Consider the following 22,773-nt stretch of genomic DNA (forward strand, 5'->3'; position numbering starts at 1 on the left):
CGATGGTAGTGTGGGGTCTCCCCATGTGAGAGTAGGGAACTGCCAGGCATCAAATAAACAGGAAAACCTCATGCGAAAGCATGGGGTTTTTTTGTTTTATCTGCAGTTCAGTGAAGAGGCCATCCTGAGGATGGCCTTTTTGCGTTTATATCTACTTCTAAACCTTTCAAATCTCCTACGCTTACTCCTAAATTCTTTCCCTGCTAATTAAAATCGTGATCCCTGTCTCATAATAAAATATAACAATTATATAACATTTTATTTACTAAAAATGACAGCAAACACAACCGAAAAGAACAATCGGAACTTTGGCAGGAGTACCATTCTAATGACTGAAAGCAGTGTAACTGCGACCGGGTCACTGACTGACAGTGATACCCGTCGTCGCATATGGGCAATTGTAGGCGCATCATCCGGGAATCTGGTTGAATGGTTTGATTTCTATGTCTACTCGTTCTGCTCGCTCTATTTTGCCCACATCTTCTTTCCTTCCGGAAATACGACAACGCAGCTACTACAAACCGCAGGTGTTTTTGCCGCCGGGTTCTTAATGCGTCCTATTGGCGGCTGGCTATTCGGTCGCATCGCCGATAAACATGGCCGTAAGAAATCCATGCTTTTGTCCGTGTGCATGATGTGTCTGGGATCGCTGGTGATCGCCTGCCTGCCGGGTTATGAAACCATCGGAACCTGGGCTCCGGCACTGTTATTGCTGGCGCGTTTGTTCCAGGGGTTATCCGTTGGCGGGGAGTATGGCACCAGCGCAACCTATATGAGTGAAGTTGCCGTAGAAGGCCGTAAGGGGTTCTACGCCTCTTTTCAGTACGTCACGCTTATTGGCGGTCAACTGTTGGCTCTGCTCGTTGTGGTTGTCTTACAGCAGACCATGGAAGATTCAGCACTCAGGGAGTGGGGCTGGCGTATTCCTTTCGCTTTAGGTGCTGTGCTGGCGGTAGTGGCGCTTTGGTTGCGTCGTCAACTGGATGAAACGTCAAAGCAGGAAACTCGTGCGCTGAAAGAGGCGGGATCGTTGAAAGGGTTATGGCGTAACCGCAAAGCCTTCATCATGGTGCTGGGTTTCACTGCGGCAGGATCGCTGTGCTTCTATACCTTCACCACATATATGCAAAAGTATCTGGTGAACACCGCAGGTATGCATGCCAATGTGGCGAGCGGCATTATGACGGCGGCGCTGTTTGTTTATATGCTCGTGCAGCCGCTGTTTGGCGCACTGTCAGATAAAATTGGCCGACGTACCTCTATGTTGTGCTTCGGTGCGCTGGCAACCCTGTTTACTGTGCCTATTTTGACCGCACTTCAGAATGTGACTTCACCGTATGCAGCATTTGGTCTGGTGATGTGTGCGCTGTTGATCGTCAGCTTCTACACTTCAATCAGCGGTATTTTGAAAGCTGAAATGTTCCCGGCGCAGGTTCGCGCACTGGGTGTGGGGCTTTCTTATGCCGTGGCGAATGCGCTGTTTGGTGGTTCTGCGGAATATGTGGCGCTGTCGCTGAAATCGGTCGGCATGGAGACCTCGTTCTTCTGGTATGTCACCGCTATGTCGATCGTGGCATTTCTGGTCTCGCTGACATTGCATCGAAAAGGGAAAGGTCTGCGTCTCTAGTGATGTGCCATTTGCCAGAGGGTATAGCCGGTCGTTGCGCCGGCGACATCCCAGGCAAAGTCTTTCCAGCTCCAGCCGCTCCCTGCGGGGCGGCTATCCCAAAGTTCTTTTGCTGCCCCCAGACCGACCGAGAACATCAAACCCACCATCGCACTGCGATCGCGGTTCATCCCCTGATGCTGAGCGAACTCATTGCCTGCGGCTGAGAGCATCGCGGAAGCAATAAAGTGCTGTGCTTTGTCCTGCCCACTCCAGCTGTCCTGCGCCATATGGCTACAGCCTGACAGAGTAAAAACACTAAGAAGAAAAATAACGCGCACCCGCGGTCCCCATAGAAAAAACCCCGTTCAGGACGGGGTCTCGCTTACAGAATACGGCTTATCAGCCGGTCGATTCGAATACGACGCAATCGACGGATCAGTTTGCGAACTTTTACCGGGTAATCGGCAATGCTCTGCAAGTCACGATAGTGCTTAACGACGGTGGTATGCGTACGAATCAGCGCCAACTCTTTCTCTCGCTGCGCAGCCAATTCTTGCTTAGGATCGTGGATCAGGATCGCATTTTCCAGATCCAGACGCCAGGCGCGCGGGTTGAGGTTGTTCCCGGTCAACAGCATCCACTTGTCATCGATCCACATCCCTTTGAGATGGTAGGTGTTATCGTCGTCTTTCCACAGGCGAACGACCAGCTGATCGGTATTTACGTAATACTGCAAACGGCTCAGGAAACGACGCAGGTTAATCTCATAGAGATAGGGTAGTGCGCCGATTATCTTAAATGGCTCGTTTTCCGGGATATAAAAGTCGTTGGCGGTTTTGTCTCCCACAATGATCTCAACCTTTTTCCCTTCCCGCAGCAGTTGAATGATGTTGCGGACAAGAATTGCTGGCAGGTTGAAATAGGGGGTGCAAATCGTAAGCTTATGTTCCGCACAGGGCATAAGGTGGAAAATGGTTTTGTTCAGCAGGCTGGATTTCCCCAGACCGACCAATGGCGTCACGGACAGCTGTTCATTATCGGCATCGCCCTGGAAGTGATAAGCGGCGTCGCGTAACTCCTGGCGATATAAACGAATGTCGTTTTTAATCTCCGGGCTTTTCGGACGCTGGGTGTTATCCAGACGATTCACGCCACGACCGTTCATCAGGTTCTGGGTCACCCATTCGAACATGATGTCAGCCATTCGGGCGTTGCGGATTAACTGATAGCGGTCATAGCGATATTTATCGTGCTGATGCAGATAAACATCGTTCAGACTAGCACCGCTATACAGGACGCTATCATCGATGATAAAGCCTTTAAAGTGCAGAACGCCGAGGGCTTCACGGGTATTGATCGGTACGCCGTATACTGGAACATCGACTCCCGGATTTTCATGCGCCATCCGGCAATACCAGTCGGCATTAGTATTGGATGCTGCCGCGCCAATACGTCCACGCTGCGCACGATGCCAGTCGACGAGTACCCGAACATCCAATTCAGGACGCTGCCGTTTCGCCTCGTATAGCGCGCTGAGAATGCCTTTGCCACCGTCGTCCTGTTCCAGATACAGGGCAATAATGCAAATGCGCTGCTTCGCGCTGGCTATCTTTTCCAGCAGGGTCTCCCTGAACCTGGCGGGAGCATAAAAGAAATCGACATCATCAACTGATTGAGAAATCTTAGGTAGTTGGGCAAGGTGTTGTTGATGTTTATTACGCTTAAATTTTGACAACATCACAGTGCATTTCTTCTCTGTTCATTGAAGGGTCCTCTGTGCTATGCAGACGACATAAGCGGGCAATGATAACACCGTCCCCGTCAAAGTGGTCAACATTTCCAGTACCTTACTCACGATTCCTCGGGCGGAGCCAGATCCAGCGACAGCCCGACGATTCCCTCTTCGAGCTGGATATCCACGCTAAAGCCAAGCTTACGCGCCAGCGCGACCATGCCACGATTATTTGGCATCGTAATACCATTCAGCCTTCTCAGTCCGTGATCTCGTGTATAGGTAATCAATTTTTCCAGCAATCGACGACCCAATCCTAACCCTTTGAGATCGGAACGAACCAGCACGGCAAATTCTGCATCAATGTTATCCGGATCGGAGATCGCACGGGTCACGCCGAGGATCTCTTCCGTTCGTTCTACGCGCCTCACCGCGACAAACGCCATTTCCCGATCGTAGTCGATCTGCGTCATGTTAGCTAAATCTTCATGAGTAAATTCATTTATCTCACTGAAATAACGGTAATAAAGATCTTCTTTGGTGACCTGGGAAATAAACTGCTGAAGCTGAGGTTCATCCTCGGGCAGGATAGGGCGGAACAGACATTGCTCGCCGTTTTTCATCTCCACCCACTCTTCCAGTTGCTGCGGGTAGGGGCGCACGGCAAGACGGCTTTCGTTATCGCCCTCGAATGGGGCGATATCCAGCGTGACGTCCAGAGCAGTGAACTCACCGGCGGAGGCCAGCAGCGGATGAATATCCAGACGCTGGATCTCGGGGCAGTCGACAATCAGGTTTGAGACCTGGACCAGCAGTTGGCTTAATCCTGCAACATCCAATGGGCGCAACGCACTGCGGCCGCGGATCTTTTTATTTTTGATCGCCTGAATCACTAAATAGCGCGCCAGGTTCATGTTCAACGGAGGTAATGCCACCACGGCCTGCTCTTCAGGACGCCACTCCACGCCGCCTTCACCCAACATAATCAATGGGCCAAACACCGGATCGTGTTCAACCACCACGCGCAGTTCCTGTGCCCCAGCACGATTCGCCATGCTTTGCACCAGCAGACCGTGGATCCGCGCCTGCGGCCAGGCCATTTTCACGCGATCGATAATGGCGTTGGCTGCCTGCTGAACTTCATTTGCCGTGCGCAGGTAAAGCATGACGCCCTGAACTTCAGATTTGTGCGGGATGTCCGGCGAACGCAACTTCAGTGCAACCGGATAGCCAATTTGTTCCGCAATATGGACGGCTTCGATGCTGTCGCCGGCAATCCAGGTCGGGAGCGTATGCAAGCCATAAGCCTGCAGGATCGGCTGAACCTCATGGGTGTCAAGCGAAGTCGCGCCTTCAGCAATTGCCTGCTGAAGCAGATCATGCGCCTGGGCCGTGTTGGACGTCAGATTACTGGGCAGGGCCGGCGTTTCACGCAGTTGTTTCTGGTTTCGCCGGTACTCGACCATATGCATAAACGCGGTGATAGTCCCTTCCGGGGTGCGATAAGTGGGGAGTCCGGCTTCACTGAACAGTCTGCGGGCTTCCTGGGAGGAAAACTCCCCACACCAGTTGGTCAACAGCGAGACAAATTTTCCGCGTGGATGATGCTTAACGGATTCAATCAGCGTCTGAGCACACTCGGTTGCGGGGGCGGCGGCGCTGGGGGAATGAATCACCATCAGCGCGTCAAAATCCTGGCTGGCGAGCAGGATATCCAGCGTTCGGGTGTAATGCTCAATGCTGGCATCGTCGCGCAGGTCCAGCGGGTTGGCGATCTCAACATGGACAGGCAGAGCATCGCGCAGCTTCTGACTGGTCTCTTCACTCAACATGGCCAACTTGCCGTTACGTGACCAGAGTTGATCAAGCGCCAGCGCTGCAGGTGCGGCACCGTTACTGATGATCATCAGCCTGTCACCGCGCAGAGGGCGCATGTGGCTGAGCGTTTCCACTGCGGAAAAAAGCTCGTGGGTATCATTCACGCGCAGCAAACCGGCGCGCTGGATGGCGGCATCCCAGGCAGGATCCATTCCGGCGCTGGTATGCAATAACCGCTGTGCCGCCGGGCTGCGACCGCTCTTAATCACCAGGATTGGTTTATTGCGTGAGGCACTACGGGCGGCGGAAACAAAGTGTCGGGCATCGCTGAGATGTTCGAGGTAAAGCAGAATGGCACTGGTTTTGCTGTCGCGTGCCAGATAATCCAGCAGCTCATCGACATCAATATCCAGGCTGTCACCGAGTGCAATAAAGTAGGAGAACCCCATTTCCCGCTGCTGCGCCCAGTCGAGAATGGTATTGGAGACCGCGGCGGACTGAGAAATAAACGCCAGCTTGCCGCGTTTAATCGGGACCGGTGAGAAGCTGGCATTCAGCCCCTGCCAGGGGGCCAGCAGGCCAAGACTGTTAGGCCCAAGCAGACGCATGTTGTAGCGTTGCGCACAGGCCAGTAGTTCTGCATGTTGCGCGGCGGGGGCCGAGAGAATAATGCAGGTTTTACAGCCTTTTTCCCCCAGGGCTTCCAGCAATGCCAGATTGCGGCTGGCATTGGTGCACAATACGGCGAGGTCGGGGGTGAAAGGCAGGCTGGCAACATCGGGCCAGGCCAGGACGCCCAGAACGGCTTTCCAGGCGGGGGTTACCGGCAAGACAGGACCGTTAAATCCTCCCGCCAGCAGGTTGCGCATCATCAGATAACCAGCCCGATTGGGCTTCATCGATGCCCCAATTACCGCGATCGATTTTGGTCGCAGAAGCGCTTCCAGTCCTCGCTGACTCATACCGGTTTCCCTTACACAGAAGTGACCGAATGATTCTAAACGCTTTCTGCCGATTCTGCTGTGATGCTTCCCTGATGTTGGGTTTTTCCTGCAAGGTAGCGCGTTTTAAAGCGGGTAAAGTGCTCGCCCAGGCCGCTTGCCGCATCGGTATCCCCGGCCAGATCCAGCAGCGCAATGGCGACTTCGGCCGTGCAATATTGCCCTTCGGCATGGACTTCGCGCAGATGGTAGGCCGACAGACGCGACAGATCCACCGAGATCACGGGTAGAGAGTCGAGATACGGGCTTTTGCGGAACATCTTACGCGCTTCCGGCCAGGTGCCGTCGAGCATTATGAACAGCGGAGGCTTATCTGTTGGTGGGGTAAAAATCACCTCACGTTCGGCTCCGGCATACGATGCAGGAAAGACGACGATCGGTTGATAATCCGGGTTTTTCACCAGATCCAACATGGCCTGCGGCGGTTCTGTTCGTGACCATTGAAACGCGGCGGTGTCCGGTAAGATATCGGCGATCAGACGTCCGGTATTGCTCGGTTTCATCGGTTCCGTATCAAACATCACCAGACAAAAACGGCTTGTCGCCCGAGAGGGTGACAGCGTCGCGCACAGGCAAAGTTTCAGCGGCAGCAGGCAGCGCTGGCAGCGGCGAATGCGATTGCCTCGGGCGAGAAACGGGCGAGTGGCGCGCGCCAGACGTTCAGCGCGAAGCTTGAGAACAGCGTTTTCAGTCATAGTGAATGCGTTGAAAAACGCTATTGTCGCAGAGGTGAAAACGGGGCACAAGATGCGCCCCGCGGAGTTTACAGTGATTCGTTCAGCCAGTTGTCAAATGGCGCTTTGGGAACCGCGCCGTTCAGCATGTCGACAACCTGACCATTTTTGAAGATCATAATGGTGGGAATGCTGCGGATACCAAAGCGCGCGCTGAGCTCACGTTCGGCCTCCGTGTTGACCTTCACGAAGCGAACTTTGCCGCTGCGCTCTTCGGCGACATCTTCAAATATAGGGGCGAAGTTACGGCACGGGCCGCACCACGGTGCCCAAAAGTCGATCACCACGGGCAGATCGTCTTTGAGCAGTTTCTCCAGTGTTTCACCGGTCGCATTGATCACCTCCCCGTCGAACAGGTCGTGACCACAGCGTCCGCATTTTGCCGCATCCTCAACCCGATCGTCGGGAATGCGGTTGATGGCCTGGCAGCTGGTACAAACGGTATTCATAACAAACCTCTGGATGCGTCGGGGTGTTGAACGGCAGAAATGCCGGTATGTTTCCAATATGTTACATATTATCGATGAGACTGTTTTAAACGACAATCTGTTTTATTCAATGAGTACAATAGTCATAAGCTTTTAAATGAAATAATGGCTAACCTGGTGCACATCGGGTAATCTGCGCGCTTCGCGCAGCGCTGGTGGAGAAAAGCATGAACGATGAATTGAAAAGTAAAAGCGGCAAGGTCAAAGTGATGTATGTCCGCAGTGATGATGATTCTGATAAACGTACCCATAACCCGCGTACCGGGAAAGGTGGCGGGCGTCCAGGAAAATCTCGTGCCGACGGTGGCCGTCGCCCCGCCCGCGATGAAAGAACCCCTCAGAACCGCGATCGCAAGCGTGAAGACTCGCCGTGGCGGACCGTATCCCGCGCGCCGAGTGATGAAACGCCTGAAAAAGCCGATCACGGTGGTATCAGTGGTAAAAGCTTTATTGATCCTGAAGTCTTACGTCGTCAGCGTGCGGAAGAGACCCGCGTTTACGGTGAAAATGCCTGTCAGGCCCTGTTCCAGAGCCGTCCGGAAGCGATTGTCCGTGCCTGGTTCATTCAGAGCGTCACGCCACGTTTCAAAGAAGCATTACGCTGGATGGCGGCAAACCGCAAAGCGTACCATGTGGTTGATGAAGCGGAACTGACGAAAGCCTCAGGAACTGAGCATCACGGCGGTGTCTGCTTCCTGATTAAAAAACGTAACGGCACCACGGTGAAGCAGTGGGTGAGCCAGGCGGGCACGCAGGACTGCGTGTTAGCGCTGGAAGATGTTTCTAACCCGCACAATCTTGGCGGCATGATGCGTAGCTGCGCGCACTTCGGTGTGAAAGGCGTGGTGGTGCAGGATGCGGCGCTACTGGAATCCGGCGCGGCGATTCGTACTGCAGAAGGCGGTGCCGAACACGTTCAACCGATTACCGGCGACAGCATCGTTGATGTGCTGGATGATTTCCGTCAGGCGGGCTACACCGTGGTGACAACGTCCAGCGAACGCGGCAAGCCGCTGTTTAAAACCGAACTGCCAGAGAAAATGGTGCTGGTGTTAGGTCAGGAATTTGACGGTTTGCCGGATGCGGCGCGCGATGCCAGCGATCTGTGCGTGAAAATCGATGGCACGGGTCACGTTGAAAGCCTGAACGTCTCGGTGGCAACCGGTGTGTTGCTTGCCGAATGGTGGCGTCAGAACAAAGCCTGACAGAAAAAATGCCAGCGAATCGCTGGCATTTTTTTATTCGCTCTCTGCCGGTAAAACAGGCATCCAGTCAATCGGCTTTTCGCCGCGTTGTTCCAGCCACTGATTCGCCAGGACAAAATGGTTACAGCCAAAGAACCCACGATGTGCCGAGAGCGGTGAGGGGTGAGGCGCTTTCAGTACATGGTGACGTTTCTTGTCAATAATCGCGCCTTTCTTCTGCGCATGAGAGCCCCAGAGCAGGAAAACTACCCCTTCACGATGTTCGTTAATCAGGCTGATCACTTTATCGGTAAAGGTTTCCCATCCCAGACTGGCATGAGAATGCGCCTGACCCGCCCGCACGGTTAATACCGTATTGAGCAGTAGAACCCCCTGATGCGCCCAGCTTTCAAGATAACCGTGGGCAGGACGAGTGAAACCGGGGATTGACCCTTCCAGTTCCTTATACATGTTCAGCAGCGAGGGGGGCGTGGCAATACCGGGGCGAACGGAAAACGCCAGACCATGCGCCTGACCGGGGCCGTGGTACGGGTCCTGTCCAAGGATCACGACCTTAACATCACCCAGCTCGGTGAAGCGAAACGCATTGAACACATCTTTTTGCGGCGGATAAACCGTTATCCCGGATTGACGCTCTCCGGCAACGGTATGCAGCGTATTCATAAAGTAGGGCTGCTGTTTCTCTTCAGCCAGCACATCGTGCCAGGTTAATTCAGTGGCCATCTCGCTCTCCTGCGAATTTTTAATCACCATAGCTTAACTGCTTCTTTCGATGGCGCAAAATTCTCTCCGCAGCGGTGTGTGCTATGCACTTAATAAAGTTGAAAATTTGTGTAAAAAGTTTATGCCTGCACATGGCGTAAGTTGATGTAAAACAATAACATCATCCAATCACCATGTTTGATGTGTGGATTTTATTGATTTAAATCAATGAATCGAGGGTGTTAGGGGGGTATATATACACTCAAGCAACAATGGTTTTACCAATTGGCCGCGAGGCGGCCAACCCTAATCAAATAATTTGCCGGGGAGGCATCACAATGATTACAGGTATCCAGATTACTAAAGCCGCTAATGACGATCTGCTGAATTCCTTCTGGCTGCTGGACAGCGAAAAAGGCGAAGCACGCTGCATCGTGGCGAAAGCCGGTTTTGCCGAAGACGACGTGGTAGCGGTCAGCAAACTGGGTGAAATTGAGTACCGCGAAATTCCGATGGAAGTAAAACCGGAAGTCCGTGTGGAAGGTGGTCAGCACCTGAACGTTAACGTTCTGCGTCGCGAAACGCTGGAAGATGCGGTTAAGCATCCGGAAAAATATCCGCAGCTGACTATCCGTGTTTCTGGCTATGCCGTGCGCTTTAACTCACTGACGCCGGAACAGCAGCGCGACGTTATCGCTCGTACCTTTACTGAAAGCCTGTAAGGCTTAACGTTTAAATAAAAACGCCGGGTTCCCCCCGGCGTTTTTTTTATTCTTCGTTTGATTCCTGCGGCGTCGTTGCCGCACTCGGCTTGCGACGTTTACCAATGTTTTTGGTATCGCGATGGCGTTTTTTCACGCGCGGTTTATCTTTGTCTTTCTCTTTTTTCTTCTCTTCGCGTTTCGCGAGCGCTTTCTTCGACGGTTTGCCCGTCATCTTTTCGCTCGGCGCGCGTGAAGTTGGACGCAACTCATCAATCACCCTTGATTTCAGCGGTTCTTCGATGTAGCGGCCAATTTTCAGCAGCAGCAGGTGATCGTGCGCTTCGACCAGCGAGATTGCCGTCCCCTTGCGACCGGCGCGGCCCGTACGACCAATACGGTGCAGATAGGTGTCTCCGCTACGCGGCATGTCGAAGTTAATCACGTGGCTGACGTCTGGAATATCGATTCCACGCGCGGCAACGTCGGTGGCAACCAGCACGTTAACGCGACCGTCAGTAAGACGATTAATACCTTCGTTACGCTTGACTTGCGCCATCTCACCTTCGAGATAGCAGTTGTTGATCCCCGCCAGACGCAGTTTTTCAGCCAGTTCGTGCACGCGCTCACGTTTGCGGACAAATACGATGGTACGGGTGGCATCGTCTTGTTTCAGCAGGTGCTTCAGCAGTTCGAATTTGTGCTCGAAGTTATCCGCGCGGTAATACCACTGATGAATCTTCTTACGCTCGCGGGTTGATGGTGTCGCAGAGACTTCAACCGGCTCTTCCAGCAAACGCTCGGCGAAATCTTTAATCGCATCGCCTTCCAGCGTGGCGGAGAACAGCAGAGTCTGTTTGCGCCAGCGCGTTTCCCCGGCGATGTGCTCGATGTCCTGGGCAAAGCCCATATCCAGCATTCGGTCAGCTTCGTCGAGGATCAGCGTTTCCACGGCGCGGCAGTCAAAATTCTCTTCTTTAATATACTGCATCAGACGCCCGGTGGTGGCGACCACGATATCCTGGTTTTCGCTGAACACTTCGGCGTGGTTCATGTACGCTACGCCGCCGGTAATCGTCGCGATATCCAGGTGGGTGTTTTTGGCCAGTTCACGGGCATGATCGGCGACCTGCATTGCCAGTTCGCGTGTCGGCGTCAGGATCAAAATACGCGGCGGACCGGATTTTTTACGCGGAAAGTCGAGCAGGTGCTGCAACGCTGGCAGCAGATACGCCGCCGTTTTACCGGTGCCTGTCGGCGCAGAACCGAGTACGTCACGGCCTTCGAGCGCAGGCGGAATGGCGGCAGCCTGAATGGCGGTCGGGCGAGTGAAGCCTTTTTCCTGGAGGGCATCCAGCAGGCTTTCATCGAGTTCAAGTTCGGAAAAAGTCGTTACAGTCATGTTCTACCTCTGTGTGGGGCGCTGATTATAGACGTTACGGCTGCAATCTTCATCTGTTTGTATGGATATCGCTTCTCAGGTATTGTTTCCACCAGGTGCTGTTGCCGTTTTTCCTGCAAGGTTTTTAATTCATGCCTCAGTCTACATCCGTCCTTCGTCGTAATGGATTTACTTTTAAACAGTTTTTTGTCGCGCACGATCGTTGTGCGATGAAAGTCGGTACAGATGGGATTCTGTTAGGGGCATGGGCACCGGTGGCAGGTGTAAAGCGGATCCTTGATATCGGGACCGGCAGCGGCCTGTTGGCGCTGATGCTGGCGCAGCGTACCGATGAAAGCGTCACCGTTGATGCCGTGGAGCTGGATAGCGACGCCGCCGCACAGGCGAAAGAAAATGTTGCCCGATCGCCATGGGCGGATCGGGTGATCGTACAGGCCGAAGATGTTCAACTCTGGGCTGCGCGCCAGACCGTCAAATATGACCTTATCATCAGCAACCCACCTTATTACGAGCAGGGTGTCGAGTGTGCCACGCCGCAGCGGGAGCAGGCGCGTTATACCACGATGCTGGATCATTCCGCATTGTTAGCGACGGCGACGGGGCTTATCACGGAAGAGGGGTTCTTGTGCGTCGTGCTGCCGGAAAATATCGGCAATACCTTCACGCAGCAGGCGTTAAATATGGGCTGGCATTTACGGCTACGCACTGACGTTGCTGAAACCCAGGCGCGATTGCCGCATCGGGTGCTGCTGGCATTCTCCCCAAAGAAGGGAGAATGCTTTAGCGACAGGCTGGTGATTCGCGGGCCGGATCAACGTTACTCTGAAGGTTACACGGCGCTGACCCAGGCATTTTATCTGTTTATGTGAGCATGTAACGGTGAGAGCACTGATGGGCCTGAATCCTCGAGCAGCGCCGGGTAATCGAGCGTGTAGTGCAGACCCCGGCTCTCTTTGCGCATCATTGCACAGCGGACAATCAGTTCAGCAACCTGTACCAGGTTGCGTAGCTCCAGCAAATTATTCGAGACGCGGAAATGGGCGTAATACTCGTCGATCTCCTGCTGTAACATGGTGATACGGCGCAGGGCGCGCTCCAGGCGTTTGGTGGTGCGTACAATCCCCACATAGTCCCACATAAACAGCCGCAGCTCATGCCAGTTATGCTGGATAACGACCAGTTCGTCGGGGTTGTCCACGCGACTTTCATCCCAGGCGGGCAGGGTGTTGACGCTACGGGCATAAGGCATTCGTCTGTCGATATCTTCCGCCGCGGACCAGCCGTAGACCAGACACTCCAGCAGCGAGTTTGAGGCCATGCGGTTCGCGCCGTGCAGGCCGGTATAACTCACTTCCCCGATAGCATACAGGCCATCCACATCGGTGCGACCAAAGTCGTCAACCATCACGCCGCCGCAGGTGTAGTGTGCCGCCGGCACAATGGGCACCGGTTCTTTGGTCAGGTCGATGCCCAGCCCCAGCAGTTTTTCATAAATCATCGGGAAATGCTGACGCACGAAGGCTTCTGGTTTATGGCTGATATCGAGGAACATGCAGTCCGCGCCAAGACGTTTCATCTCATGGTCGATAGCGCGGGCGACGATATCGCGCGGCGCCAGTTCTCCTCGTGCGTCAAAGTCCGGCATAAACCGTGTGCCGTCCGGGCGTTTGAGATGGGCGCCTTCTCCGCGCAGCGCTTCGGTGAGCAGGAAATTACGTGCCTGAGGGTGATACAGCGCGGTAGGGTGGAACTGATTAAACTCGAGGTTGGCGACCCGGCATCCTGCACGCCAGGCCATTGCAATACCATCGCCGGAGGAAATGTCCGGATTCGTCGTGTATTGATACACCTTGGATGCACCGCCGGTCGCCAGCACGACGGACTTCGCGTGGCAGGTTTCCACCGCTTCTTTATTCCGGTTCCAGACCCATGCTCCGACGACGCGTCGCGTGCCGGGCAGGCCAATTTTATCGGAGATGATTAAATCGACGGCATTACTGCGTTCCAGTACCCGAATGTTCGGGTGGTTTTGCGCCTTGCTGACCAGCGTGGTTTCCACCTCTTTGCCGGTGGCGTCGGCGGCATGCAAAATGCGACGATGACTATGGCCGCCTTCACGCGTCAGATGGTAACTTTCTTCACCGTTAGGCTGGACCTGAGTATCAAACAGCACGCCCTGGTCAATCAGCCACTGTACGCAGGGGCGGGCGTTGCTGGCGACAAACTCCACCGCATGGCGATCGCAAATACCGGCGCCAGCAATGAGCGTATCTTCCACATGTGAATCAATACTGTCGGTTTCATCGAAAACGGCGGCAATCCCGCCCTGCGCATAGAAGGTGGAGCCTTCACTGACGGGGCCTTTACTCAGCACGATAACCTGGTGCTTTTCAGCCAGACGCAGCGCCAGCGAGAGTCCGGCAGCGCCGCTACCGATAATTAACACGTCACAAGAGAGATCTGGAGTGGTTTTCATGATTTTTGTTTAATTTACTAAACATTGTTTGGCCAGCATAGCACCACAATTGGCGATTCAGCACGTTTTATTTTCAGTTGTGTTGTAATGGCTAAACAAAAAAGCGCGATGTAAACGGATATCTGCCAGGTAACTCATTTTGCGTGGCAGGCCGTAAGCTCCAGATTAGATGATGAAATAAAGTGGCCATTGGGTTACTCTGCTCGCGGTTTATGGGCATTTCTAAACAATATACCCTTCATACTTCAGGTTGCATGTGCGTTGGCTTTCCTCGCTTACCCAGTCACGTACTGGAGTACGCTCCCGGGGATTCACTGCGTCGCCCCTTTCCGCAACTCGAATTATTTAGGGTATTGTGCGTTGTTCGGACTCTGTAGACTTATAATGAGAGATAATGACCGTCTACAACATGACAAACAAAAAACAGATGCGTAACGGAACTTTACAAAAACGAGACACTCTAACCTGTTGCTTGCTCATAGTGCAGCTAATGGAGTGGCGTTTCGCGAACGCGTGGAAATTTGGTTTGGGGAGACTTTACCTCGGATGAGCGAGCAGTTAACGGACCAGGTCCTGGTTGAACGGGTCCAGAAGGGAGATCAGAAAGCCTTCAATTTACTGGTAGTACGCTACCAGCATAAAGTGGCGAGTCTGGTTTCCCGCTATGTACCGTCGGGCGATGTTCCCGATGTGGTGCAAGAATCATTTATTAAAGCCTATCGTGCGCTGGATTCGTTCCGGGGAGATAGTGCTTTTTATACCTGGCTGTATCGCATTGCGGTGAATACAGCGAAGAATTACCTGGTGGCTCAGGGGCGTCGTCCGCCATCAAGCGATGTTGATGCGATTGAAGCAGAAAACTTCGAAAGTGGCGGTGCGCTGAAAGAAATTTCGAACCCTGAGAACTTAATGTTGTCAGAAGAACTGAGACAGATAGTTTTCCGAACTATTGAGTCCCTCCCGGAAGATTTACGCATGGCAATAACCTTGCGGGAGCTGGATGGCCTGAGCTATGAAGAGATAGCCGCTATCATGGATTGTCCGGTGGGTACGGTGCGTTCACGTATCTTCCGAGCGCGGGAAGCTATTGATAATAAAGTTCAACCGCTTATCAGGCGTTGACGATAGCGGGATACTGGAAAAGGTATTAGGCATGCAGAAAGAAAAACTTTCCGCTTTAATGGATGGCGAGACGCTGGATAGTGAGTTGCTTAATGAACTGGCTCACGACCCGGATATGCAAAAAACCTGGGAAGGCTATCACCTGATCCGTGATTCAATGCGGGGTGATACACCTGAGGTTCTTCATTTCGATATTTCCGCTCGCGTAATGGCCGCTATTGAAGATGAGCCGGTACGCCAGACGGTGCCATTCATTCCAGAGGCCCAGCCTGCGCCGCAGCAATGGCAGAAAATGCCGTTCTGGAAAAAAATGCGTCCGTGGGCCGCGCAACTTACCCAAATGGGTGTTGCCGCGTGCGTATCGCTTGCAGTTATCGTTGGTGTCCAGCACTATAATGGACAATCTGAAACGTCCCAGCAGCCTGAAACACCGGTCTTCAATACTTTGCCGATGATGGGTAAAGCCAGCCCGGTAAGCCTGGGAGTACCTTCTGATGCGACCGCAAACGGTGGGCAACAGCAGCAGGTACAGGAGCAGCGTCGTCGGATCAACGCTATGTTGCAGGATTACGAACTGCAACGCCGACTGCACTCCGAACAGCTTCAGTTTGAGCAGGCACAGACACAGCAAGCCGCTGTTCAGGTGCCAGGAATTCAAACTCTAGGAACGCAATCGCAGTAATGAAGCAACTTTGGTTTGCCATGTCACTTGTGACGGGTAGCCTGTTCTTCTCTGTCAACGCCTCGGCCAACACTGCGTCCGGGGCGTTGTTGCAGCAGATGAACGTGGCCAGCCAGTCACTCAATTACGAGCTGTCATTCGTCAGCATTACGAAACAAGGCGTTGAGTCTCTGCGCTATCGCCATGCACGCCTGGAAAATCGTCCGCTTGCGCAACTGCTGCAAATGGATGGTCCGCGTCGTGAAGTGGTCCAGCGTGGGAATGAAATCAGCTATTTCGAGCCTGGACTCGAACCGTTCACCCTGAACGGTGACTACATCGTCGACTCCCTGCCATCGCTTATCTATACCGATTTCAAACGTCTCGCCCCCTACTATGATTTCATTGCGGTGGGCCGTACCCGTATTGCCGATCACCTGTGCGAAGTGATTCGCGTGGTGGCGCGTGATGGTACGCGTTACAGCTATATCGTCTGGATGGATACTGAAACGAAGCTGCCAATGCGGGTTGATCTTCTCGATCGCGATGGCGAAACGTTAGAGCAGTTCCGGGTGATCGCCTTCACCGTGAATCAGGATGTGGGTAGCAGCATGCAGACGCTGGCGAAAGCCAGTTTGCCGCCGCTGCTTTCCGTTCCGGCGGGTGAAAAAGCGAAATTCAACTGGAATCCAACCTGGCTTCCGAAAGGGTTTAGCGAGGTGTCCAGCGGCCGCAGACCGTTGCCAACGATGGACAATATGCCGATTGAATCGCGTCTCTACTCTGACGGTCTGTTTAGCTTTTCGGTTAACGTAAACCGGGCGACTCAGGCCAGCACCGATCAGATGCTGCGCACCGGACGCAGAACGGTCAGCACCAGCGTACGCGACAACGTGGAAATCACCATTGTGGGTGAATTGCCGCCGCAGACTGCGAAGCGTATTGCCGACACCATTAAGTTTGGAGCCTCACAATGATTAAAGAGTGGGCTACCGTGGTTTCATGGCAAAACGGCGAAGCGCTGGTGAGTTGCGATGTGAAAGCGTCCTGTAGCAGTTGTGCTTCGCGCGCCGGTTGCGGCACCCGTGTGCTGAACAAACTGGGGCCGCAAACCACGCATACCATTGTCGTGGCGAGCGATGTGCCGTTAGAGCCGGGCCAGAAAGTGGAACTGGGGATTGCCGAAGGCAGCCTGTTAGGTTCCGCCATGCTGGTTTATCTGTCGCCGCTGGTGGGGTTATTTCTCATCGCATCGCTTTTTCAGGTGCTGTTTGGCTCTGATCTTGCGGCGTTAAGCGGCGCGATACTCGGTGGCGTCGGCGGATTCCTGATTGCCCGCGGTTATTCCCGCAAACTTGCCGCACGCGAAGCCTGGCAGCCCATTATTCTTAATGTTGCTCTCCCGCCCGACATGATTCGCGTTGAAACACCCTCTGCCGAAACGACCCCATGATATTCTTGCCGGATGGCGGCTTCGCCTTATCCGGCCTGCTAACGATCGGCAAGCCCAGTAGGCCCGATAAGCTTGCGCCATCGGGCATCATGCTTCTTTTACGATGTTTTACATCAGAAAAGCGATGCCGTTTCCAGTTCCCGCTATCCTGACTCTACGAACATTTCCTCGCCTTCGCGTTGTAGTGTAGAATGCGGCGTTTCAGTTAAACAGACGTTAAGCTCAGAACAGCGACTTCTCAAAGCCTGTCCAACCAGGCGTAAGGCACAATAATTACACTATATGAAGAACATACGTAACTTTTCGATCATTGCTCACATCGACCACGGTAAATCGACGCTGTCTGACCGTATTATCCAGATCTGCGGTGGCCTGTCTGACCGTGAAATGGAAGCGCAGGTTCTCGACTCGATGGATCTTGAGCGTGAGCGCGGTATTACTATCAAAGCGCAGAGCGTAACGCTCGATTTCAAATCCGCTGATGGTGAAACTTACCAGCTTAACTTCATTGACACCCCAGGCCACGTTGACTTCTCGTATGAAGTTTCCCGTTCGCTTGCTGCCTGCGAAGGCGCACTGCTGGTGGTGGATGCCGGACAGGGCGTAGAAGCGCAAACCCTGGCAAACTGCTATACCGCGATGGAAATGGATCTCGAAGTGGTGCCAGTCCTCAACAAAATTGACCTGCCAGCCGCCGATCCCGAGCGTGTCGCCGAAGAGATTGAAGATATCGTCGGTATTGATGCGACCGATGCCGTGCGCTGCTCGGCGAAAACCGGTGTGGGCGTGACCGACGTACTGGAACGTCTGGTGCGTGATATTCCGCCGCCGGAAGGCGATCCGGATGGCCCGTTACAGGCGCTGATCATCGACTCCTGGTTTGATAACTATCTCGGCGTTGTTTCGCTGGTGCGTATTAAAAACGGCACCCTGCGCAAAGGCGATAAAATTAAAGTGATGAGCACCGGTCAGACCTATAACGCGGACCGTCTGGGGATCTTCACGCCAAAACAGGTTGATCGTACCGAACTGAAATGCGGCGAGGTAGGCTGGCTGGTGTGCGCCATCAAAGACATTCTCGGCGCACCGGTTGGCGATACCCTGACGCAGGCGCGTAACCCGGCAGAAAAAGCGCTGCCAGGCTTCAAAAAGGTAAAACCGCAGGTTTACGCGGGTCTGTTCCCGGTCAGCTCCGATGACTACGAGAACTTCCGCGATGCGCTTGGCAAACTGAGCCTCAACGACGCCTCCCTGTTCTATGAACCAGAAAGTTCTACCGCGCTGGGCTTCGGCTTCCGCTGTGGCTTCCTCGGCCTGTTGCACATGGAGATCATTCAGGAACGTCTGGAACGTGAATACGATCTGGACCTGATCACCACCGCGCCGACCGTAGTGTATGAAGTCGAAACCACGGCGAAAGAGACAATCTACGTCGACAGTCCGTCCAAGCTGCCACCGTTGAACAACATCTACGAACTGCGCGAGCCGATTGCGGAATGTCATATGCTGCTGCCTCAGGCTTACCTCGGTAACGTCATTACCCTGTGCATTGAGAAACGCGGCGTACAGACCAACATGGTTTACCACGGTAACCAGGTGGCGCTGACCTATGAAATTCCGATGGCTGAAGTGGTACTCGACTTCTTCGATCGTCTGAAATCCACCTCGCGCGGTTATGCATCGCTGGATTACAACTTCAAACGCTTCCAGGCCTCCGACATGGTGCGTGTTGATGTCTTGATCAACAACGAACGTGTCGATGCGCTGGCGCTGATCACACACCGTGATAACTCGCAAAGTCGTGGTCGCGAACTGGTGGAGAAGATGAAAGAACTGATCCCACGTCAGCAGTTCGATATCGCGATTCAGGCAGCTATTGGTACGCACATTATTGCGCGTTCTACCGTGAAACAGTTGCGTAAAAACGTTCTGGCAAAATGCTATGGCGGTGATATCAGCCGTAAGAAAAAGCTGTTGCAGAAACAGAAAGAAGGTAAGAAGCGTATGAAGCAGATCGGTAACGTCGAACTGCCTCAGGAAGCGTTCCTCGCCATTCTGCATGTCGGCAAAGACAGCAAATAATCCTTAAGGAGTTGGCATGGCGAATATGTTTGCCCTGATTCTGGTGATTGCCACATTGGTCACGGGCATGTTGTGGTGCGTGGATAAATTTATCTTCGCGCCAAAACGTCGGGAGCGTCAGGCGGCAGCGCAGGCTGCTGCCGGAGATTCACTGGATAAAGCAACGCTGAAGAAAGTGTCGCCGAAGCCTGGCTGGCTGGAAACCGGTGCCTCGGTTTTTCCGGTGCTGGCTATCGTGCTGGTCGTGCGTTCGTTTATCTATGAACCTTTCCAGATCCCGTCGGGTTCGATGATGCCGACACTGTTGATCGGTGATTTTATCCTGGTGGAGAAATTCGCCTACGGTATTAAAGATCCGATTTACCAGAAAACGCTGATCGAAACGGGTCATCCACAACGTGGCGATATCGTGGTCTTTAAATACCCGGAAGATCCGCGTCTGGATTACATCAAGCGGGCAGTCGGTTTACCCGGCGATAAAGTAACCTATGATCCGGTCGCGAAAGAAGTGACTATTCAACCGGGTTGCCGTTCGGGCCAGGCGTGTGAAAACGCGTTACCTGTCACCTATAGCGACGTTCAGCCGAGCGATTTTGTGCAGACGTTTGCACGTCGTAACGGTGGAGAGGCCACCAGTGGTTTCTTCGAGATCCCTCTGAGCGAAACGAAAGAGAACGGTATTCGTCTGTCTGAGCGTAAAGAGACGCTGGGCGACGTGACGCACCGCATTCTGACCGTGCCGATTGCTCAGGATCAGGTGGGGATGTATTACCAGCAGTCTGGGCAGCCACTGGCGACCTGGATTGTGCCGCCGGGCCAGTATTTCATGATGGGTGACAACCGCGATAACAGCGCAGACAGCCGTTACTGGGGCTTTGTCCCTGAAGCGAATCTGGTTGGCAAAGCCACTGCCATCTGGATGAGTTTCGACAAACAAGAAGGCGAATGGCCTACTGGCGTTCGTTTAAGCCGCATTGGTGGTATTCACTAATTGCTGCGATTCGTTCACGTTGCCATCGTTATGACGGCAACGTGAATTATTTCTTCGATAAATCCGTCCAGGCTAACGACATCCCTTGTCGTTGTGTATAGAATATTCCCCCGAAGTTTCAGGTTGGCGCCTCCTGGTCGCCACGGCACACGAAACAGCGTTGGTCCCCCTATATGAGCGATATAAGCTGCTTAGCGCGGCTGATAGAATGCTACGTATATCAGGTCTGTTTCGTGTGCTGAATTGTTGACGCATTTATTTATTGGTATCGCATGAACCCCATCGTAATTAATCGGCTTCAACGGAAGCTGGGCTACACTTTTACTCATCAGGAGCTGTTGCAGCAGGCATTAACCCACCGCAGTGCCAGCAGCAAACATAACGAGCGTTTAGAATTTCTTGGCGACTCAATTTTAAGTTTTGTGATTGCGAATGCGCTTTATCACCGCTTCCCGCGTGTGGACGAAGGTGATATGAGTCGTATGCGCGCGACGCTGGTGCGCGGTAATACGCTGGCTGAATTGGCCCGTGAGTTCGATCTGGGCGAGTGTTTGCGCTTAGGGCCGGGCGAACTGAAAAGCGGCGGATTCCGTCGCGAATCGATTCTGGCCGATACCGTCGAAGCGCTGATTGGCGGGGTCTTCCTCGACAGTGATATTCAGACCGTCGAAAAGCTGATCCTCAACTGGTATCAGACTCGTCTGGACGAAATCAGCCCAGGCGATAAGCAAAAAGATCCGAAAACGCGTTTGCAGGAATATTTGCAGGGTCGCCATCTGCCGCTGCCGTCATATCTGGTGGTGCAGGTGCGTGGTGAAGCGCACGATCAGGAATTTACTATCCACTGCCAGGTTAGCGGCCTGAGTGAACCGGTGGTTGGCACAGGTTCAAGCCGTCGCAAGGCGGAACAGGCTGCCGCCGAACAGGCGTTGAAAAAACTGGAGCTGGAATGAGCGACGAAAAAACTTACTGCGGATTTATTGCCATCGTTGGACGTCCGAACGTTGGCAAATCCACGCTGTTGAACAACCTGCTCGGGCAGAAGATTTCGATCACCTCCCGTAAAGCGCAGACCACGCGTCACCGCATTGTCGGGATCCATACCGAAGGGGCATGGCAGGCGATTTACGTCGATACCCCGGGCCTGCACATGGAAGAAAAACGCGCGATTAACCGTCTGATGAACAAGGCCGCCAGCAGCTCCATTGGTGATGTTGAACTGGTGATCTTTGTGGTGGAAGGCACTCGCTGGACACCGGACGACGAGATGGTGCTCAACAAACTGCGTGACGGTAAAGCGCCGGTGATTCTGGCCGTCAACAAAGTGGATAACGTGCAGGATAAAGCCGATCTGCTGCCGCACCTGCAGTTCCTGGCAAGTCAGATGGACTTCCTCGACATCGTGCCAATCTCTGCGGAAACCGGGATGAATGTCGACACCGTTGCGGGCATCGTGCGTAAGCATCTGCCGGAAGCGGAGCATCACTTCCCGGAAGATTACATCACCGATCGTTCACAGCGCTTTATGGCTTCTGAAATCATCCGTGAAAAGCTGATGCGTTTCCTGGGCGCTGAGCTGCCGTACTCGGTGACCGTGGAAATCGAACGTTTTGTGACTAACGAACGCGGCGGTTACGATATCAACGGGCTGATCCTCGTCGAGCGCGAAGGGCAGAAGAAGATGGTCATTGGCAACAAAGGGGCCAAAATCAAGACCATTGGTATTGAAGCGCGTAAAGACATGCAGGAAATGTTTGAAGCCCCGGTTCACCTTGAACTGTGGGTGAAAGTGAAATCCGGCTGGGCCGATGACGAACGCGCGCTGCGCAGTCTCGGTTACGTCGACGATCTCTAAACCTGCGCTCTGAACAGGCGACGAGCATGATGGAGGGCTGGCAGCGCGCATTTGTCCTGCATAGCCGTCCCTGGAGCGAAACCAGTCTGATGCTGGACGTCTTCACGGAAGAGTCGGGTCGCGTGCGCCTTGTTGCCAAAGGCGCTCGTTCTAAACGCTCTAATCTGAAGGGTGCACTCCAGCCTTTTACCCCCCTGTTAGTCCGCTTTGGTGGACGTGGCGAAGTCAAAACGCTGCGTAGCGCGGAAGCCGTTTCTCTGGCGCTTCCTCTGAGTGGTATCACGTTGTACAGCGGTCTGTACGTCAATGAGCTGCTCGCCCGCGTGCTGGAGCACGAGACCCGCTTTTCTGAACTCTTTTTCGATTACCTGCACTGCATACAGGCACTGGCGGGGGCAACGGGAACGCCGGAGCCTGTGCTGCGCCGTTTTGAACTGGCGTTGCTCGGTCATCTCGGTTATGGGGTCGATTTCCTGCACTGTGCGGGCAGCGGTGAGCCGGTGGATGACGCCATGACCTACCGCTACCGCGAGGAGAAAGGCTTTATCGCCAGTGTCGTGATCGACAACAGTACCTTTACCGGACGCCATCTGCGGGCGCTGGCAGAACGCGAATTTCCGGATATCGATACGCTGCGCGCGGCGAAACGCTTTACCCGCATAGCGCTGAAGCCGTATCTTGGTGGTAAGCCCTTAAAGAGCCGCGAATTATTCCGGCAGTTCATGCCGAAGCGAACATAAA

The 22,773-nt window shown here is 53.7% G+C and carries 21 protein-coding genes and 1 pseudogene; 14 read left to right on the top strand and 8 right to left on the bottom strand.

Annotated elements, in window-relative coordinates; translation table 11 throughout:
- The first annotated feature begins 328 nt into the window (after positions 1–328).
- Positions 329–1,627 carry an MFS transporter gene (locus tag ACERJC_RS18695; protein WP_286631391.1) on the top strand — a complete coding sequence of 433 codons (1,299 nt, stop codon included), beginning with the start codon at positions 329–331 and terminating at the stop codon, positions 1,625–1,627.
- Here the strand turns inward: ACERJC_RS18695 and ACERJC_RS18700 are convergent.
- The 5 genes from ACERJC_RS18700 to trxC form a co-directional block, all read right to left on the bottom strand.
- The gene (locus tag ACERJC_RS18700; RefSeq protein ID WP_178827288.1) at positions 1,624–1,947 is read right to left on the bottom strand and encodes a YfiM family lipoprotein; all 324 of its coding nucleotides are present in this window, start codon (positions 1,945–1,947) and stop codon (positions 1,624–1,626) included. The two genes, ACERJC_RS18695 and ACERJC_RS18700, sit on opposite strands and share 4 nt — an antisense overlap.
- A 44-nt stretch (positions 1,948–1,991) precedes the next feature.
- Entirely contained in the window at positions 1,992–3,347 is a 1,356-nt protein-coding gene (gene pssA / locus ACERJC_RS18705; protein WP_044253171.1) for a CDP-diacylglycerol--serine O-phosphatidyltransferase, read from the bottom strand.
- 113 nt (positions 3,348–3,460) lie between these two features.
- Positions 3,461–6,121: a bifunctional acetate--CoA ligase family protein/GNAT family N-acetyltransferase gene (locus ACERJC_RS18710; RefSeq protein ID WP_152402768.1), complete on the bottom strand. Its 2,661-nt coding sequence runs from the start codon at positions 6,119–6,121 to the stop codon at positions 3,461–3,463.
- A 35-nt stretch (positions 6,122–6,156) separates the two neighbouring features.
- Positions 6,157–6,855 carry a tRNA-uridine aminocarboxypropyltransferase gene (gene tapT / locus ACERJC_RS18715; RefSeq protein WP_152402771.1) on the bottom strand — a complete coding sequence of 233 codons (699 nt, stop codon included), beginning with the start codon at positions 6,853–6,855 and terminating at the stop codon, positions 6,157–6,159.
- 68 nt (positions 6,856–6,923) lie between these two features.
- On the bottom strand, positions 6,924–7,343 hold the full coding sequence (trxC, locus tag ACERJC_RS18720; protein WP_373672240.1) for a thioredoxin TrxC: 420 nt from the start codon (positions 7,341–7,343) through the stop codon (positions 6,924–6,926).
- 206 nt (positions 7,344–7,549) lie between these two features.
- Between trxC and ACERJC_RS18725 the strand changes: the two genes are divergently transcribed.
- A complete protein-coding gene (locus ACERJC_RS18725; protein WP_152402775.1) occupies positions 7,550–8,587 on the top strand; it encodes a tRNA/rRNA methyltransferase in 1,038 nt (345 codons plus the stop codon).
- A gap of 33 nt (positions 8,588–8,620) precedes the next feature.
- Here the strand turns inward: ACERJC_RS18725 and ung are convergent, their stop codons facing one another.
- Complete coding sequence (gene ung / locus ACERJC_RS18730; protein WP_152402777.1) at positions 8,621–9,310, bottom strand: uracil-DNA glycosylase; 690 nt, start codon at positions 9,308–9,310, stop codon at positions 8,621–8,623.
- A gap of 317 nt (positions 9,311–9,627) precedes the next feature.
- Here ung and grcA point away from each other — a divergent pair, with 317 nt between their 5' ends.
- Complete coding sequence (gene grcA / locus ACERJC_RS18735; protein WP_042317514.1) at positions 9,628–10,011, top strand: autonomous glycyl radical cofactor GrcA; 384 nt, start codon at positions 9,628–9,630, stop codon at positions 10,009–10,011.
- A gap of 46 nt (positions 10,012–10,057) precedes the next feature.
- On the opposite strand, the gene srmB is transcribed toward grcA, so the two are convergent.
- Positions 10,058–11,392 (bottom strand): ATP-dependent RNA helicase SrmB, encoded by a 1,335-nt coding sequence (gene srmB / locus ACERJC_RS18740; RefSeq protein WP_178825532.1) that lies wholly within the window; start codon positions 11,390–11,392, stop codon positions 10,058–10,060.
- Positions 11,393–11,523: 131 nt separating this feature from the next.
- Here srmB and trmN point away from each other — a divergent pair, with 131 nt between their 5' ends.
- Positions 11,524–12,261: a tRNA(1)(Val) (adenine(37)-N(6))-methyltransferase TrmN gene (trmN, locus tag ACERJC_RS18745; RefSeq protein ID WP_152402782.1), complete on the top strand. Its 738-nt coding sequence runs from the start codon at positions 11,524–11,526 to the stop codon at positions 12,259–12,261.
- Here the strand turns inward: trmN and nadB are convergent.
- Positions 12,246–13,868 carry an L-aspartate oxidase gene (gene nadB / locus ACERJC_RS18750; RefSeq protein ID WP_373672241.1) on the bottom strand — a complete coding sequence of 541 codons (1,623 nt, stop codon included), beginning with the start codon at positions 13,866–13,868 and terminating at the stop codon, positions 12,246–12,248. The two genes, trmN and nadB, sit on opposite strands and share 16 nt — an antisense overlap.
- A gap of 384 nt (positions 13,869–14,252) precedes the next feature.
- On the opposite strand from nadB, the pseudogene rseD reads away from it, so the two are divergent.
- From rseD to recO, 10 genes and pseudogenes are all read left to right on the top strand, one after another.
- A pseudogene (gene rseD, locus ACERJC_RS18755) lies at positions 14,253–14,418 on the top strand (rpoE leader peptide RseD).
- Entirely contained in the window at positions 14,415–14,990 is a 576-nt protein-coding gene (gene rpoE, locus ACERJC_RS18760) for an RNA polymerase sigma factor RpoE (RefSeq protein ID WP_000003307.1), read from the top strand. Before rseD ends, rpoE begins: the two are co-directional and overlap by 4 nt.
- A 31-nt stretch (positions 14,991–15,021) precedes the next feature.
- Positions 15,022–15,672, top strand: a complete 651-nt coding sequence (rseA, locus tag ACERJC_RS18765; RefSeq protein ID WP_152402785.1) for an anti-sigma-E factor RseA — start codon at positions 15,022–15,024, stop codon at positions 15,670–15,672.
- Complete coding sequence (rseB, locus tag ACERJC_RS18770) at positions 15,672–16,628, top strand: sigma-E factor regulatory protein RseB (protein WP_152402788.1); 957 nt, start codon at positions 15,672–15,674, stop codon at positions 16,626–16,628. Before rseA ends, rseB begins: the two co-directional genes overlap by 1 nt.
- Positions 16,625–17,104: a SoxR-reducing system protein RseC gene (gene rseC, locus ACERJC_RS18775; protein ID WP_152402789.1), complete on the top strand. Its 480-nt coding sequence runs from the start codon at positions 16,625–16,627 to the stop codon at positions 17,102–17,104. The genes rseB and rseC overlap by 4 nt, the downstream gene beginning before the upstream one ends.
- Positions 17,105–17,386: 282 nt before the next feature.
- Positions 17,387–19,186, top strand: coding sequence for a translation elongation factor 4 (gene lepA / locus ACERJC_RS18780; RefSeq protein WP_152402865.1), 1,800 nt, complete (start codon positions 17,387–17,389; stop codon positions 19,184–19,186).
- A 16-nt stretch (positions 19,187–19,202) separates the two neighbouring features.
- A complete protein-coding gene (gene lepB, locus ACERJC_RS18785) occupies positions 19,203–20,177 on the top strand; it encodes a signal peptidase I (RefSeq protein WP_046485158.1) in 975 nt (324 codons plus the stop codon).
- Between the two features lie 272 nt (positions 20,178–20,449).
- Positions 20,450–21,130, top strand: coding sequence for a ribonuclease III (gene rnc / locus ACERJC_RS18790; protein ID WP_042291512.1), 681 nt, complete (start codon positions 20,450–20,452; stop codon positions 21,128–21,130).
- Positions 21,127–22,032 (top strand): GTPase Era, encoded by a 906-nt coding sequence (gene era / locus ACERJC_RS18795; RefSeq protein WP_152402868.1) that lies wholly within the window; start codon positions 21,127–21,129, stop codon positions 22,030–22,032. Before rnc ends, era begins: the two co-directional genes overlap by 4 nt.
- 29 nt (positions 22,033–22,061) lie before the next feature.
- Positions 22,062–22,772, top strand: a complete 711-nt coding sequence (recO, locus tag ACERJC_RS18800) for a DNA repair protein RecO (RefSeq protein ID WP_152406278.1) — start codon at positions 22,062–22,064, stop codon at positions 22,770–22,772.
- Position 22,773: the final 1 nt, after the last annotated feature.

The sequence above is a fragment of the Citrobacter telavivensis genome (assembly GCF_041807075.1).
GTDB classification, from domain to species: Bacteria; Pseudomonadota; Gammaproteobacteria; order Enterobacterales; family Enterobacteriaceae; genus Citrobacter_A; species Citrobacter_A telavivensis.

What these genes read in the sequence shown, in the direction of transcription:
- ACERJC_RS18725 (WP_152402775.1), top strand. Translation starts at nt 7,550, where the DNA reads ATGAACGATGAATTGAAAAGTAAAAGCGGCAAGGTCAAAGTGATGTAT.
- pssA (WP_044253171.1), bottom strand. Translation starts at nt 3,347, where the DNA reads ATGTTGTCAAAATTTAAGCGTAATAAACATCAACAACACCTTGCCCAA.
- ACERJC_RS18710 (WP_152402768.1), bottom strand. Translation starts at nt 6,121, where the DNA reads ATGAGTCAGCGAGGACTGGAAGCGCTTCTGCGACCAAAATCGATCGCG.
- rseB (WP_152402788.1), top strand. Translation starts at nt 15,672, where the DNA reads ATGAAGCAACTTTGGTTTGCCATGTCACTTGTGACGGGTAGCCTGTTC.
- nadB (WP_373672241.1), bottom strand. Translation starts at nt 13,868, where the DNA reads ATGAAAACCACTCCAGATCTCTCTTGTGACGTGTTAATTATCGGTAGC.
- rseC (WP_152402789.1), top strand. Translation starts at nt 16,625, where the DNA reads ATGATTAAAGAGTGGGCTACCGTGGTTTCATGGCAAAACGGCGAAGCG.
- ACERJC_RS18695 (WP_286631391.1), top strand. Translation starts at nt 329, where the DNA reads ATGACTGAAAGCAGTGTAACTGCGACCGGGTCACTGACTGACAGTGAT.
- tapT (WP_152402771.1), bottom strand. Translation starts at nt 6,855, where the DNA reads ATGACTGAAAACGCTGTTCTCAAGCTTCGCGCTGAACGTCTGGCGCGC.
- lepA (WP_152402865.1), top strand. Translation starts at nt 17,387, where the DNA reads ATGAAGAACATACGTAACTTTTCGATCATTGCTCACATCGACCACGGT.
- trmN (WP_152402782.1), top strand. Translation starts at nt 11,524, where the DNA reads ATGCCTCAGTCTACATCCGTCCTTCGTCGTAATGGATTTACTTTTAAA.
- rseA (WP_152402785.1), top strand. Translation starts at nt 15,022, where the DNA reads ATGCAGAAAGAAAAACTTTCCGCTTTAATGGATGGCGAGACGCTGGAT.
- rpoE (WP_000003307.1), top strand. Translation starts at nt 14,415, where the DNA reads ATGAGCGAGCAGTTAACGGACCAGGTCCTGGTTGAACGGGTCCAGAAG.
- srmB (WP_178825532.1), bottom strand. Translation starts at nt 11,392, where the DNA reads ATGACTGTAACGACTTTTTCCGAACTTGAACTCGATGAAAGCCTGCTG.
- rnc (WP_042291512.1), top strand. Translation starts at nt 20,450, where the DNA reads ATGAACCCCATCGTAATTAATCGGCTTCAACGGAAGCTGGGCTACACT.
- recO (WP_152406278.1), top strand. Translation starts at nt 22,062, where the DNA reads ATGGAGGGCTGGCAGCGCGCATTTGTCCTGCATAGCCGTCCCTGGAGC.
- trxC (WP_373672240.1), bottom strand. Translation starts at nt 7,343, where the DNA reads ATGAATACCGTTTGTACCAGCTGCCAGGCCATCAACCGCATTCCCGAC.
- lepB (WP_046485158.1), top strand. Translation starts at nt 19,203, where the DNA reads ATGGCGAATATGTTTGCCCTGATTCTGGTGATTGCCACATTGGTCACG.
- era (WP_152402868.1), top strand. Translation starts at nt 21,127, where the DNA reads ATGAGCGACGAAAAAACTTACTGCGGATTTATTGCCATCGTTGGACGT.
- grcA (WP_042317514.1), top strand. Translation starts at nt 9,628, where the DNA reads ATGATTACAGGTATCCAGATTACTAAAGCCGCTAATGACGATCTGCTG.
- ung (WP_152402777.1), bottom strand. Translation starts at nt 9,310, where the DNA reads ATGGCCACTGAATTAACCTGGCACGATGTGCTGGCTGAAGAGAAACAG.